12 protein-coding genes are annotated in these 13,953 nt (G+C 33.6%); 6 read left to right on the top strand and 6 right to left on the bottom strand.

Annotated features, from left to right (window positions below; genetic code table 11):
- Positions 1–77: 77 nt before the first annotated feature.
- The gene (rpsO, locus tag CJ739_RS02815; protein ID WP_117172537.1) at positions 78–347 is read right to left on the bottom strand and encodes a 30S ribosomal protein S15; all 270 of its coding nucleotides are present in this window, start codon (positions 345–347) and stop codon (positions 78–80) included.
- Between the two features lie 331 nt (positions 348–678).
- Here rpsO and CJ739_RS02810 point away from each other — a divergent pair, with 331 nt between their 5' ends.
- Complete coding sequence (locus tag CJ739_RS02810) at positions 679–1,776, top strand: sensor histidine kinase (RefSeq protein ID WP_117172536.1); 1,098 nt, start codon at positions 679–681, stop codon at positions 1,774–1,776.
- Positions 1,777–2,066: 290 nt separating this feature from the next.
- Here the strand turns inward: CJ739_RS02810 and accD are convergent, their stop codons facing one another.
- The 3 genes from accD to tamL form a co-directional block, all read right to left on the bottom strand.
- On the bottom strand, positions 2,067–2,924 hold the full coding sequence (gene accD / locus CJ739_RS02805) for an acetyl-CoA carboxylase, carboxyltransferase subunit beta (protein ID WP_117172535.1): 858 nt from the start codon (positions 2,922–2,924) through the stop codon (positions 2,067–2,069).
- Between the two features lie 291 nt (positions 2,925–3,215).
- The gene (gene fbaA / locus CJ739_RS02800) at positions 3,216–4,283 is read right to left on the bottom strand and encodes a class II fructose-bisphosphate aldolase (protein ID WP_117172534.1); all 1,068 of its coding nucleotides are present in this window, start codon (positions 4,281–4,283) and stop codon (positions 3,216–3,218) included.
- Positions 4,284–4,417: 134 nt separating this feature from the next.
- Positions 4,418–6,967, bottom strand: a complete 2,550-nt coding sequence (tamL, locus tag CJ739_RS02795; protein ID WP_117172533.1) for a translocation and assembly module lipoprotein TamL — start codon at positions 6,965–6,967, stop codon at positions 4,418–4,420.
- 208 nt (positions 6,968–7,175) lie between these two features.
- On the opposite strand from tamL, the gene CJ739_RS02790 reads away from it, so the two are divergent.
- Positions 7,176–7,919, top strand: coding sequence for a TrmH family RNA methyltransferase (locus CJ739_RS02790; protein WP_117172532.1), 744 nt, complete (start codon positions 7,176–7,178; stop codon positions 7,917–7,919).
- Positions 7,920–8,080: 161 nt separating this feature from the next.
- Here CJ739_RS02790 and porT read toward each other — a convergent pair whose 3' ends face one another.
- Together porT and ubiE are read right to left on the bottom strand one after the other, a co-directional pair.
- A complete protein-coding gene (gene porT, locus CJ739_RS02785; RefSeq protein ID WP_117172531.1) occupies positions 8,081–8,809 on the bottom strand; it encodes a type IX secretion/gliding motility protein PorT/SprT in 729 nt (242 codons plus the stop codon).
- Positions 8,810–8,899: 90 nt separating this feature from the next.
- Positions 8,900–9,625 carry a bifunctional demethylmenaquinone methyltransferase/2-methoxy-6-polyprenyl-1,4-benzoquinol methylase UbiE gene (ubiE, locus tag CJ739_RS02780; protein ID WP_117172530.1) on the bottom strand — a complete coding sequence of 242 codons (726 nt, stop codon included), beginning with the start codon at positions 9,623–9,625 and terminating at the stop codon, positions 8,900–8,902.
- A 492-nt stretch (positions 9,626–10,117) separates the two neighbouring features.
- Between ubiE and trkA the strand changes: the two genes are divergently transcribed.
- The 4 genes from trkA (at position 10,118) to CJ739_RS02760 (ending at position 13,832) form a co-directional block, all read left to right on the top strand.
- Positions 10,118–11,467, top strand: coding sequence for a Trk system potassium transporter TrkA (gene trkA / locus CJ739_RS02775; protein WP_117172529.1), 1,350 nt, complete (start codon positions 10,118–10,120; stop codon positions 11,465–11,467).
- 89 nt (positions 11,468–11,556) lie between these two features.
- On the top strand, positions 11,557–12,984 hold the full coding sequence (locus CJ739_RS02770) for a TrkH family potassium uptake protein (protein WP_236951588.1): 1,428 nt from the start codon (positions 11,557–11,559) through the stop codon (positions 12,982–12,984).
- Positions 12,985–13,293: 309 nt separating this feature from the next.
- Complete coding sequence (locus tag CJ739_RS02765; protein WP_117172527.1) at positions 13,294–13,560, top strand: hypothetical protein; 267 nt, start codon at positions 13,294–13,296, stop codon at positions 13,558–13,560.
- Between the two features lie 5 nt (positions 13,561–13,565).
- Complete coding sequence (locus tag CJ739_RS02760; RefSeq protein ID WP_117172526.1) at positions 13,566–13,832, top strand: hypothetical protein; 267 nt, start codon at positions 13,566–13,568, stop codon at positions 13,830–13,832.
- Positions 13,833–13,953 lie beyond the last annotated feature (121 nt).

Below are 13,953 nucleotides of genomic sequence, written 5' to 3'. Positions count from 1 at the left end.
AGCTTCTTCAATACGGGTTTATACTCTACGCAGAGTTATATTTAAAACAAAAAAGAGGCTGAAAAAGCCTCTTTTTTTTATTTTCTTAATCCTAATTCTTTTACTATCGCGCGATATCTTAAGATATCTTTCTTAGTTAAGTAATCTAGTAAGCTTCTTCTTTTACCTACTAATTTTACTAATGAACGCTCGGTGTTAAAATCTTTACGATTCTTTTTTAAGTGTTCAGTTAAGTGATTGATTCTGTAAGTGAATAACGCAATTTGTCCTTCTGCAGAACCTGTGTCTTTTGCATCTTTACCGTGTTTTGTAAAGATGGCTTCTTTTTCTTTTTGATCTAAATACATGCTAATATTGTTGTAAATAATTTTTATGTACACGAAAGCCTTTCTTTCGAGCGGCAAATATAGTGAATAAATTAATTTTATAATAACAAGTAGCAATTCTTTTTTAAAGTAATATTTTCGAAAAAAATCACTATATTTAGATACTGTTTAAATTTTGTTTTTGGAATGTTTTATAGGGTATTTTTTTGTTAGACGAAGGTATTTTGAGATTCATAGCCATAGCTATGGACCGAAAAATAGCTGAAGTATGGCGGAAAAAGGCACATAAAAGAGCCAAAGGATAAAACTTAAACAGTATCTTAAGAGTCCATTTTTTTATTCCCTCATAACGATGCCTAAAAACCTAAGTCTGGTAAAAGACAAACTATTTGAAAATATTTTCAATTATGCTAGAGGTGGAATAGCCATTTTGAGTCTCGATGGTCGATGGATAAAGGTTAATAAAAGTGTTACTAATTTTTTAGGGTATTTTGAAGAGGAACTTTATAACATGTCGTTTACAGACATTACCCATAAAGATGATTTAGATGCCAATTTAAGTTGCGTGGAATCACTACTTCAAGGTGAGGCTGAAAACTATCAAATGGAAAAGCGCTATTTTCATAAAGACGGAAGCATAGTTTGGGCCATGCTATCTGCCTCAATAGTTAGGAATGTTAAAGGTGAACCGTTATACATTATATCTCAAATTGATGATATTTCCAAAAGGAAAGCGGACAGAAATCAATTAGAAATCATGCTAGATGTAGCAAGGGAACAAAATAGTAGGTTATCTAGCTTTGCAGAGATTATTACCCATAACTTACGAACCCATGTTTCAAACTTAATGACTTTAGTGACGTTTCTTGAAGAAGAATCGCATGAACTAACAGAAGATGAGAATTTTGAACTTTTAAAAGGTTCTGTAATAAATTTAAACCAAACGGTTTTGCATTTAGCAGAAGTGGCCAAAATAAAAGCTATTGATGAAAGTAATATTGAGGTACTTAATTTATATGATTATGTTAATCAATCTATATATAACGTGAGTGCATTGGCAAAAAACATTCATTGTACAATTAAGAATGATGTTAATGAGAATCATAATGTTAAAGCTGTCCCAGCGTATTTGGATAGTATTATTTTAAATTTTTTAACGAATGCTGTTAAATACCGTTCTGATAAAAGAGATACCATTATTAAACTATCCAGTGAGATTCAAGAAGGATATGTTATATTCCATATAGAAGATAATGGTTTGGGAATCGATTTAGATAAATTTGGCAATACGTTATTTCAAATGTACAAAACCTTTCATAAGAATAAAGACGCTTTAGGTGTAGGACTCTTTATTACTAAAAATCATGTTGAATCGTTGGGAGGGTATATAAAAGTAAAAAGTGAAGTTGATGTCGGTACAACATTTTCGATTTTTTTGAAAGCAGGTTAAAGAAAATTATGAACTCTTCTTGATTTTTGTTTTTAACCGAAAATGAGATAAAATTTGTACGGATGATGCACTTTTTGAAAGGCATAGGCGGAGCTAAGCATAAAAAAGAAATAAACTATGGACGAATTTTAGCCATTCCTGCCTGCCGGCAGGCAGGTTTTAGGAAATAGAGAAGTCAAGATGAATTCTATCTATTTTTACATTAATTCTCCATTCAACTTAGTTACTTATACAAACTACCTCGTAAATTTTTTAAATCTACGAGGTAGTTTATTGTAATGTGTTAATATTTATGTTCTTAAAGGCTGATTTAAAATTAAATCCAAATACTGATTTACTTTGGTTTTTAAATCTTTTCTTAGTGTAATAAAATCTAAGAAACCGTGTTCCAATAAAAACTCTGAGGTTTGAAAACCTTCAGGTAAATCCTTGCCAGTCGTATCTTTTACTACACGAGGGCCTGCAAACCCAATTAAAGCACCTGGTTCTGCAATATTAATATCTCCCAACATGGCAAACGATGCTGTAGTACCACCAGTTGTTGGGTCGGTACATAATGATATGTATGGAATGCCAGCATCTGCTAATTGTGCTAACTTTACAGATGTTTTTGCTAATTGCATAAGCGATAAAGCTGCCTCCATCATACGGGCACCACCAGATTTAGAAATGACCATTAGTGGAATGTTGTTTTTTAATGAATAATCTGCAGCACGTGCAATTTTTTCACCAACAACACTTCCCATAGAGCCACCAATAAATGCAAAATCCATACAAGCAACGACCAAGTCTTTTCCTTTAGATTTGCCAACGCCTACTCTAATAGCGTCTTTTAATTTGGTTTTTTCTTGGGCAGCTTTTAAACGGTCTGGATATTTTTTAGTGTCAACAAATTTTAATGGGTCTTTAGATTCTAAATTAGCGTCCAGCTCTTTAAATTTATTATCATCAAAAAGAATTTCGAAGTATTCTTTACTTCCTATTCGAACGTGGTATCCATCTTCCGGACTTACATAAAAGTTTTTTTCAAGTTCATCTGTATCGACAATTTTTCCAGTTGGAGATTTGTACCAAAGACCCCTAGGGGTGTCTTTTTTTTCCTCTGTTGTTGTTGTTATTCCTTTTGTTTTTCTTTTAAACCAAGACATAGTGATTTATGATTTACGATTTTAGATTTACGATTTACAATTTTAGATTTAAAAAATTTTGTACATCGGTATTTTCGTTAAGGATAGTTGCTAGATTCTTTTTTAACAAACACGTTATGTGTAAAATCAAAAATGATAAAGCAAAAAGCCTGACTACAAAATTAAGGCTTTATTTTAATTTAGTAGTAAAGCCATTCTGTTTTTATTAATTGAATTTTTTTAATTTTTTTATTGCTTAGAAATGAAAAAATCCTGCGTGAAGCAGGATTTTATATACATAACAACTCTATTTTATAGTGTATTTACATTATTAAGGTCTTCGAAAGCCTTTTTTAAACGCTCAATAAAAGTGACTTCGCCCGAACGTAACCAAACACGTGGGTCGTAGTATTTTTTGTTAGGAACATCAGAGCCTTCAGGGTTTCCAATTTGTCCTTGTAAATAATCTTTTTTACTGTTCATATAGTCACGAATACCACTCATAAAGGCATATTGTAAATCGGTATCTATATTCATTTTAATAACACCGTAGCTAATACCTTCACGAATTTCTTCAACTGTAGAACCTGAACCACCATGGAATACAAAATCAATATGGTTATGACCTACACCGTATTTTTTAGAAATATAATCTTGAGAGTTTTTCAAGATTTTTGGTGTTAATTTTACGTTTCCTGGTTTGTATACGCCGTGTACGTTACCGAAAGCTGCAGCAATAGTAAACTGGTCGCTTACTTTACTTAATTCTTCGTATGCATAGGCAACTTCTTCTGGTTGTGTATATAATTTAGAATCATCTACATCACTATTATCTACACCGTCTTCTTCACCACCTGTAATCCCCAATTCAATTTCTAATGTCATCCCCATTTTGCTCATACGTTCTAAATAGGTTTTGCATATTTCTATGTTTTCTTCGATGGGTTCTTCCGAAAGGTCAATCATGTGAGAACTGAAAAGTGATTTTCCGGTTTCAGCGAAATGTTTTTCACTGGCGTCCAATAAACCATCAATCCAAGGTAATAGTTTTTTTGCACAGTGGTCTGTATGTAAAATTACAGGAACACCGTATGCTTCTGCTAATGTGTGTACGTGTTTTGCTCCTGCGATAGCTCCTGCGATAGCTGCTTTCTGGCCTTCGTTACTTAAGCCTTTTCCAGCATTAAATTGTGCACCACCATTTGAAAATTGAATAATTACTGGTGCATTTAGTTCTGCTGCAGTTTCCAATACGCCATTAATTGTATCTGAACCAATGACATTTACAGCTGGTAAAGCAAATCCTTTTTCTTTAGCGAGTTTAAAAATGGCTTGTACTTCTCGTCCTGTAGCAACGCCTGGTTTTATATTATGTCCCATAATTATTTGAAATTTTATTTTAGTTTGTAAGTTTTCAAAAGTAATCAATTTTTAAAACATTTTTAGTGTTTTAACGGTTTGAAAATACTAAATAAGTACTAAAACGTTATAGTTTGTGAAGAATGATTAAGCTATTAAAATGGATAGTTAATACCTATATTATACACGGCATTAGAAAAGTTATAGTCGTTAAACCAACGGTTTTGGTCTTGGTATGAAGGGTCGTAAGTTTTAAAACCTATATCAAAACGAAATATAAAAAAACTAAAATCATAGCGTAAGCCAAAACCTGAACCAACGGCAATATTTTTTAATGAGCTAAGGTTTGAAAATGTAGCGTTTTCATCCGTAACGTCGTCTAGCACGTTCCAAATATTTCCTGCATCTACAAATACGGCACCATTCAGTTTTCCAAAAATATTAAAGCGCTGTTCAACACTTAAGGCTAATTTTAAATTGGCCTCGTTAAACTCGTTAGTGGATTCTGAACTTCCGGGCCCTAAGCGGTAGGCGGTCCAAGCACGATTATCGTTAGCACCTCCAGCAAAAAAACTTTTGGAAAAAGGAATATTGCTGGAATTTCCATAGGGTATGGCAATGCCAAAATAACTTCTGGCTGCTAGTATGTTTTTTTTGCCTAAACTCCAATGTTTTACATAGTCCAATTCGGTTTTGACAAATTGTGAATAGGCTACATTAAAAAGTTCATAACGGTTATCGGCGTTTTTTTTCTGACCAATAAAGTCAGATACGGTGGAAAGCAGGTTGCCTGCCAATTCTAATTTAAAACGGAAAATCGAGAAGTCATCGTCAAACAAATTGGTACGCTCATCGTTGGTTAAGCTGAAGCTTGACGAAATTATTAAGTTGTTTTCGGTTAAACGTTGTTTGCGTTCATTAATACTGGAAACCGACTTAAAACTAGGATCATTGGGGTTTAAAGAGGTGTTATTGCTTAGCACATCATTTATAAAAATATCTGCTTCGTTTACTGGGTTGTCAGAATTTGGAAGATTTAAGCTAGTATCATCTTCAATATAGTTAATATCTCTTGCAACTTGATTTAATACGCTAAATGAGTTGTCATAAATTCTAAAATAATTTTGAGTATTTAAATTTCTAACATATTGAATATTAAAAACGTCGAGCCTGTTAGTGACTTTGGCAGAAGGTTGCCAGTTGTAATTAAAAATACCTGTAAAGGTTTGTTTGTCCAATCCGATGTTGGTCTGACTGGTGGTCGCTAAGCTTATTCTTGTACTTGGCGACATGTATTTTGGGATGATTTTTTCGGTATTAAAAGGAAAAAAGAATCGCGGAATGGTTAATTTTAAATCGGCACCAATTTCATTAATATCAAAAAACGGGTCGTTAATATTGTTTTTTTCTTTTGATGCACCAATAGATCCAATGGCCGATAGCTCTAAGGTTTCGGCACCTCTAAAAACATTTCTAATCAATAAGCTTGGGTTTAATGAGAAACCTACTGTTTGTATATTGCTTTGCGATACATCGGCACTAAAACCCAAACTGAATTTCTTTAAGGGGGTTAGCCTAATAGTATCTGTTAGCGTATTGTTTGCGTTTTCTATATACTCAATATTTGGGTATTTAAAGGTGCGTAATTCGTTAATATGCCTGTAGGTTAGCGTTCGGTCGCTATCCTTGAAAATAGTATTTGGTGTAATAAAAACGGCATCGGTTAAAGCTTTGGGTCGGTATTTTATTTTATTATAACCATATATCTTGTAGCCTTCATAGGTTATGGAATCTTGAAAAGGCTTACCTCTGTTTTCAAAAGTATAATCGGTTATAATATTGACATCCTTAATTTTGTAAATGTCAAACGGTACGCGTTTTACGGAATCTTGTGTTCTAATCGCTCTATTTTGGATTTGGATCTCAATATTTACTTTTTTATTGGTTCCAATAGTATCCATTTCAAAAGTGATATAATCTTGATTGAAATGATAGACGCCAGAGTTACGTAATTCATTGGAAATACGTTCGCGTTCCTGTGAAAAGTTTGAAGACCGGTATTGTTCGTTATGCTTAATTAGTGTGTTTTTCTTGGTCTTTTGATATATAGAATTAACAACGTCTGATTTTATTTTTTCTGATATGGTATCTAAAACATAGGGTGTTCCTGTTTCAACATAGTATTCCATATCGGCACGTTTATTTTCTTTTTTGTTAATATTGTAAGTTGCTTCAACATCAAACCATCCATTGTTTATATAGTAAGCCTCAAGTCTTTTTGTAGATTTTGTTGTTTTTTCTTCATCGACAATTACTGGAGCTTCCCCCGTTTTACGTAACCAATTATTAAAGCCTATTGAAGATTCTTTTAATTTATCTAATTGTTTTTTAGATAGGCGTTTAGTTAAACGTTCTCTACGGTTCGGATTTTTATCCAACCATGCTTCAAATAAAGAATCTCTATTATTGCGGGCTAAATTGTATATGTGTAACCGTAAGGGAGTGCCTATAATGGGTATTTTGCTATTGGGTTCTTGGTATAATAAATTGTTTATTAATTCGGTTTGATCCTTTTTACCGTTTATAAAAACAGTATTGTCGGTAAGTAAATGTTCATTTTCGGGAACTCGCTTTACTGCATCACAGGATAAGAGGTGTGTCGTAATTAAAACTAAAAGTGTTACTTTTGGGAATTGTAGTTTCATCTGTTAATTTCTATTTTTAAAATGGTCAGATGCAATTCGTAATGTTGAAATTCGTATTGTGTTATGGAGTTTTTTATAACTCATTTCAAATCAAATTAAAATTAATTCAGGTTAAAGGTATTAACAAATTATTTGGTAAAAAAAGACCTTTACGGACTCAAAAATACATTATTTCATGTGTTTATTCTCATTTTCATAATCAATAATTATGTTGTCTAAAAGTCAAATAAAATTAATAACGAGTTTAAAGCAAAAAAAATATAGACAGCAACACGGTTTTTTTGTTGTTGAAGGCGTTAAAACAATTAAAGAGCTATTACAATCCCATTTGGTGCTTCATGCTTTATATACGACAGAACCATTCAATATTGATGCCAAAAATGAAGTTTTAATTTCTGAAACCGATTTAAAACGTATTAGCTTTTTAACAACACCTAATACGGCACTGGCAATTTTTGAAATACCACAACCACAACCTATAGAAAAGAAAGGACTTATTGTTGCGCTTGATGCAGTTAGGGATCCAGGGAATTTAGGAACCATTATAAGACTTTGTGATTGGTTTGGTGTGAAAGATTTGGTGTGCAGTAACGAAACGGTAGATTGTTTCAATCCCAAAGTGGTTCAAGCAACTATGGGTTCTATTGCTAGAGTGGCTATTAATTATATTGATTTGGCTGATTTTCTAAAATCGACTAACTTGCCCATATTTGGTGCTTTTATGGAAGGTGAAAATGTTTATGCCAAACGACTGCCAGAAAATGGTATTTTGGTTATGGGTAATGAAGCTAATGGTATATCAAAAGAAGTGGAAGCTATGATCACTGATAAAATAGCCATCCCAAGATTTGGGGATTTGCAAGCAACAGAAAGTTTGAATGTAGCCACCGCAACCGCTATTTTGTTGAGTGAGTTTAGGAGAGGCAATTGGCAATTGGCAATGAATGATTGAAAAAGTGAAAATGGTTTTTTCTAACACCTGTGAATTCGTGAAAGGTGAGACGTGAAAGGAGTGTGTTGTGTGTCCCTAATATATAAATATACCTAGCACCCAATGCCTACAACCCAAAACCCAACAACCATCAACCATCAACCAACAACCATCAACCAACTTTATTGAAACGTAAAATTAATAAACACTCCTCTGGTTTTCATGGCGTTTATGTTGCTTGTCCAAGGGCTGTCTGGATTTTCATCGCGTACTAGTTCATCATTAATTCCAAAAAGTCCGCGAATAGATGGTGTGAATTTAAAGTTGTATAAGTAAAAATCGATCCCAAAACCTAGTTCGTAAAACACGTTGTTCTTGGTCGTTCTAAATTGTCCATTGGCGTTATCGTTTGGGTTTTCCTCATTACTCGATAAGTTTAAAGCTGTTGAAAAACCACCCACTATAAAAGGTTTGAAGTTATTTATGCGTTTGGTTGAGACTTTTAATAATAAAGGCACATGTATGTATGTGGATTTTACTTCTCGTGTTAAATCGGATGAGGTAAAGGCGGTACCTTGAAAATACGTTTGACTGTAATACAGTTCTCTGGTTGTAATTAGCAAACCGGGTTCTAAACGCAAATCCAAAAACTCGTTAATGCGTAAATTCCCTATTAATCCAACACTAAAGCCTGGGCTTCGTTTTACATAAATATCCCGTAAATCTTCATTGTAATCAAAGTTGAAGTCGTAATTATTAATGCCTAGAAAGTATCCCCAACGTAATAAGTTGTTATCGGTAGAGCCTCTTCCTGAGTTTGCATCATAGCTTACCTTTTCTTTTTTAAACAGCTGTGCATTAGAAGTTTGGATGGTAAGTAAACATGTAATTAATGCAAAAAAATACTTCATGTGTTTATATGTTTTTTTTAACGGACACGTGCTGTTCACTAGTGATCATTCCCTTGGATGATAAAATTTTTAACATGCTCGTTCATAGTTTTATTTTGACGATTTGTAAATAGTCGCAACCCCAAAAGTTTGCGGAAAATCTTCAACATTAATAAACCCAATTTTACGTAAAATATTGTTTAAATCTTCACCATAAGGAAAAACAGATGCCGATTCGCATAAATATTTATAAGCACTTCTGTCTTTAGAAAATAACTTCCCGATGAAAGGCAAAATATTTTTGGTATAAAATTTATAACCTTGCAAGTAAGGAAATTTAGTAGGCATTGAGGTTTCTAGAATAACAAAAGTCCCGTTGGGTTTTAGTACCCTGTAAATTTCTTTTAGTCCATTTTCAAGTGTTTCAAAATTACGAACACCAAAGGCAACGGTAATGGCATCAAACGAATTATCTTCAAAAGGCATGTTTTCGCTATCGCCCAAAACCATATCGATTTTAGATTCTAAGGCTTTCTTTTTAATTTTTTCTTTGCCTATTTCAAGCATGCCACTACTAATGTCTAGACCAACAATTTTGGTAGCATTTGTTTCGGCTAGATTAATAGCCAAATCGCCCGTTCCGGTAGCAATATCTAAGATAGTGTCTGGGTTATTTTCTTTAACCAGTTTAACTACTTTTTTTCGCCATGTGATATCAATTCCAAAAGAAATAACGCGGTTTAACCCATCGTAATCTCCGGAAATGTTATCAAACATTTTAGTTACCTGTTCTTTTTTTCCTAAATCGCTGTTCTTGTAAGGCTTAATTTTCGACAATGCTCTGTTTTTTTGGCAAACCTACATAATTTATTTCTACTTTAAAATGAACTCATCTTTACTTTTTGTTTTTAACCGAAAATGAGATAAAATTTGTACAGATGAGGCACTTTTTGCAAGCCATAGCATCGCTATGCATAAAAAAAGTAACTAAATATGTATAAATTTTAGCCATTCCTGCCTGCCGGCAGGCAGGTTTTAGGAAATAGAAAAAGTAAAGATGAGTTCAATATCAATTAAAGTCTAAATACTTTAAAGTAATAATAATTTTAGCCTTTTTGAATCATTTAACTGATACAGCTTACACGATTTATTGGTTATATAAACCTATTTTAATATGCAAATTGTAAATTATAGTATATTGCAGTACCTTTATAAGCTAGTTAAAAATGGAATATTAATAGATGAACCATCTATGCTAAAAATACCTTAACACACAGGAGCATAATTATGGAGTGCCATCTAATAATTAAAAACAAATAAGAAAGACAGATGAAAGTAATTATTGCTGGAGCAGGTGAAGTTGGATTTCATTTGGCTAAATTATTGTCTTACGAATCCCAAGAAATTACTTTAATAGACCCAAATAAGGTAAGTTTAGCTTACGCCGATACCCATTTAGATATAAGGGTTGTTAGAGGCGATGCCACGTCTATTTCTATTTTAAAAGAAGCACGTGTTAATACCTGCGATTTATTTATAGCAGTAACATCTAGCGAAACAACTAACATCACAGTATGTGTATTGGCAAAACAATTAGGTGCTAAGAAAACCATTGCTAGAATTTCCAATACTGAATTTATACACTATAAAGATGAAGTAGGATTTACAAAGTTTGGTATTGATGAGTTAATTTCTCCCGAGGCTTTAGCGGCTTCAGAAATTGAGTTATCGTTAAAACAATCTTCATTTAACGAAAATTATGAGTTTGAAAATGGGGCACTTACCATGGCAGGTTTAACATTGTCTAGGTCGGCGTCATTTGTTGGAAAAACGGTAAAAGAAGCTGCTGGAATTTTTCCGGAAATACACTTTGTACCTATTGCCATTCAACGTTTTGGTACGCAATATACCATCATTCCTCGAGGTGATACTAAGTTTAAACGCGGTGATAACGTGGTGTTTATAACATCGGAAGGTGGTGCCGATGAGCTTTGCAGACTTACCGGAAAAGTAAATCGAGTCATAAAAAACATTATGATTTTGGGTGGAAGCCAAATAGGATTTAAAACCGCTAGGGATTTAAGTGAAAAGGGGTTTAATATAAAACTTTTAGAAGGCGATAGAGATAGAGCCTTCGAAATTGCAGAAGTGCTAACCAAGGTGTTAGTTATTAATAGCGACGGACGCAATGCAGACTTGCTAGATGAAGAAAATATTAGTGATATGGATGCTTTTGTTGCTGTAGGCGCAAATTCTGAGACTAATATCATGTCTTGTTTGGTTGCTAAATCCAAAGGTGTTAAAAAAACCATAGCTTTGGTTGAAAATATGGACTATTTTGAACTGTCACACTCCATAGGAATTGACACCTTGGTAAATAAAAAATTATTAGCAGCGAATAATATTTTCAGGTATATACGTCGAGGTGAAGTTCTTGCCATGACAAAACTTAACAATTTAAATGCAGAGTTGTTGGAATTTGAAGTAAAAGGCACCTCGGCAGTTTGCAATAAAACCATCAAGTCAATAGACTTTCCTAGGTCTGCCATTATTGGAGGTGTTATTAGAAACGATGTTGGTATGATTGCGCTTGGTAATTTTAAAATTCAAGAAGGAGATAAGGTGGTAGTATGTTGTTTGCTCCAATCTATAAAAAGGGTTGAGAAGTTATTCCTTTAAAACGAAATAAACCTAATTAGATATTGAAACTCAACTATAAAATCATTTTTCACTTTCTAGGCTTACTGCTATTGTTTAATGGTGGTTTCATGCTGTTATCGTCACTAGTCAGTTATTTTTATAGTGATGGTGTAACGTTACAAATATTTTTTGCCGGCCTGTTTACCATAATCGTTGGTATTGTAACCATGCTTATTACTGCCAAGCATAGAAAAGAAATGAACAAGCGCGAAGGCTACATTGTCGTGGCCTTTGGTTGGATTATCATGTCTTTGTCCGGTACGTTACCGTATGTATTAACGGGAAGTATTTCAAATTTTACGAATGCCTTTTTTGAAACCATGTCTGGTTATACGACTACGGGAGCATCCATTTTAAACGATATTGAAATAATACCTAAAGGCATATTGTTTTGGCGCAGCACCACACATTGGATAGGGGGCATGGGTATTATTGTACTTGCCGTAGCTATTTTGCCATTATTAGGCATAGGAGGGATGCAGCTTTTTGCAGCCGAAGCACCAGGTCCCAGTGGCGATAAATTACACCCAAGAATAACCGATACCGCCAAACGTTTATGGCTTATTTATTTTGGTTACACAGCAGCCGAAACACTGTTGCTGAAGTTGGCAGGTATGTCTTTTTTTGATGCCATCAATCATTCTATGGCAACCCTATCTACAGGCGGGTTTTCAACAAAAAATGCCAGTGTCGCTTATTGGAACCATCAGCCAGTTATTCAATACATCATTATATTGTTTATGTTTTTGGCAGGCTCAAACTTTGTGTTAAGTTATTTTGCGTTTAAAGGAAAAGTTCAAAAAATAATTCATGATGAAGAATTTAAGCTGTACTTTAAATTTATAGCTGTTTTTACCATAATAGCAGCCTTTGTAATTTACTTTCAGGCAGATGTCTCAAAATCGTCCATAAACCACCCTATGGTTTGGGGCAAAGGTGAAAGTGTTTTTAGGCACGCCTTGTTTCAGGTGTTAACTGTTATTACTACAACAGGGTTTATCTCTGCCGATTATACCTTGTGGACACCATTTTTATTGGTTTTCTTTTTCGGACTTATGTTTTTAGGAGGCTCAGCAGGAAGTACGGCAGGTGGTGTAAAAGTTGTACGCCATTTAATACTTATAAAAAATGGTTTTTTAGAGTTTAAACGCACACTTCACCCTAGTGCTATTGTGCCTGTTCGTTATAACAATAAAGCCATAAATAGGTTTATTGTGTTTAACGTATTGGCATTTTTTATCTTGTATATGTTGTCGTTTATTATTGGTGCTTTGGTGTTTTCTATGTTCAACATAGATTTTATATCGGCAATAGGTTTGTCCGCTTCCAGTTTGGGTAATATTGGTCCGGCACTTGGTGATTTCGGACCGGTTAATAATTATTCGGCATTACCTGCATTGGCAAAATGGTGGTCATCTTTTTTAATGCTTATTGGGCGTTTGGAACTCTTTACGGTACTTATTTTATTCACACCTTTCTTCTGGCGAAATAGATAGTTTGATAATTCATTTGTCATTTCTATATAGGTGGGAATCCCATTGTTTTTGATCTTTGTAATAATTGGACGTTACCACACCCTTCGTCTGCGCTCAGGGCAAGCGGTCGCACTATTCGTTACTAGTTTTGGCTCGATGCGCGCCTCGCCAAAAGCTATTCACTACTATCACTAACGCAAAAAAAACAAATAACTTTTGTAACATTTTAATAAAATGCCATACTTATAACTTAAAGCAGCTTTTTACGATTGTTAACTGATAATCTTTGAGCAAATCTCAAATAATCTAAACCATTAAAACTTAGAAATTATGGGTGGAGAAGGTGCCATGATGGCTGCTAATAACTCGCTGAAAAACAACCGAAGTCTTTTAGCAAAACGCAAAGAAACGAAAGCGTTAGAAGGGAGTTATGCTGCTATTGAATTAAAGGAATTTCCTAAAGTTACAGCAGAACAATTAGAGGGAATTAGAGAGCGAATTCAAATTAAAAATAAACAAAACAGGATTCGACAGCTTATTGTTTTAGGAGTATTCTTAATAATTTTAGTTTCATTTGCTATATATCTTAATCATTAGAAATTATGAGTTTTGGTGTTGTACAATCTATGATTGCGTCTTTGAAGAGTAATAGAAATTTACTGGATAAAAGAAGTAAATTAAAGGGGACTTTGTCTGGAAAAGAAAGTGGTAAACTTGAATTTAAAAGTTCAGAAGCAACCCCAGAACAGCTCAAAGAAATTAAAAAAAGGCTTCAGTTAGAAAATCAGCGTAATAGAATCAAGCAAATCCTATTATTTGTGTCAATTATGTTTATTATAACTTTTATAGCCATGTATTTTATGCATTAATATATTAAAGTCACTTCACCACATTTTTTTATTCCTAAAATATTTATTGAATTCTATAATATTCTGTAAAAATTGTGTAACAGCAAACACTTACTGCCATAGTATCTTTGTATCAAACGAT

This window comes from Mariniflexile sp. TRM1-10 (assembly GCF_003425985.1).
In the GTDB taxonomy this organism is placed as follows: Bacteria; Bacteroidota; Bacteroidia; order Flavobacteriales; family Flavobacteriaceae; genus Mariniflexile.
The sequence above is the reverse complement of the archived record's forward strand: the minus strand, read 5'-3'. Positions and strand labels throughout refer to the sequence as shown.

Bases quoted from the DNA above. Each gene is read 5' to 3' on its own strand.
- CJ739_RS02770 (WP_236951588.1), top strand. From the start codon at position 11,557: ATGCTGTTATCGTCACTAGTCAGTTATTTTTATAGTGATGGTGTAACG.
- accD (WP_117172535.1), bottom strand. From the start codon at position 2,924: ATGTCTTGGTTTAAAAGAAAAACAAAAGGAATAACAACAACAACAGAG.
- CJ739_RS02760 (WP_117172526.1), top strand. From the start codon at position 13,566: ATGAGTTTTGGTGTTGTACAATCTATGATTGCGTCTTTGAAGAGTAAT.
- rpsO (WP_117172537.1), bottom strand. From the start codon at position 347: ATGTATTTAGATCAAAAAGAAAAAGAAGCCATCTTTACAAAACACGGT.
- porT (WP_117172531.1), bottom strand. From the start codon at position 8,809: ATGAAGTATTTTTTTGCATTAATTACATGTTTACTTACCATCCAAACT.
- CJ739_RS02810 (WP_117172536.1), top strand. From the start codon at position 679: ATGCCTAAAAACCTAAGTCTGGTAAAAGACAAACTATTTGAAAATATT.
- CJ739_RS02790 (WP_117172532.1), top strand. From the start codon at position 7,176: ATGTTGTCTAAAAGTCAAATAAAATTAATAACGAGTTTAAAGCAAAAA.
- CJ739_RS02765 (WP_117172527.1), top strand. From the start codon at position 13,294: ATGGGTGGAGAAGGTGCCATGATGGCTGCTAATAACTCGCTGAAAAAC.
- trkA (WP_117172529.1), top strand. From the start codon at position 10,118: ATGAAAGTAATTATTGCTGGAGCAGGTGAAGTTGGATTTCATTTGGCT.
- fbaA (WP_117172534.1), bottom strand. From the start codon at position 4,283: ATGGGACATAATATAAAACCAGGCGTTGCTACAGGACGAGAAGTACAA.
- tamL (WP_117172533.1), bottom strand. From the start codon at position 6,967: ATGAAACTACAATTCCCAAAAGTAACACTTTTAGTTTTAATTACGACA.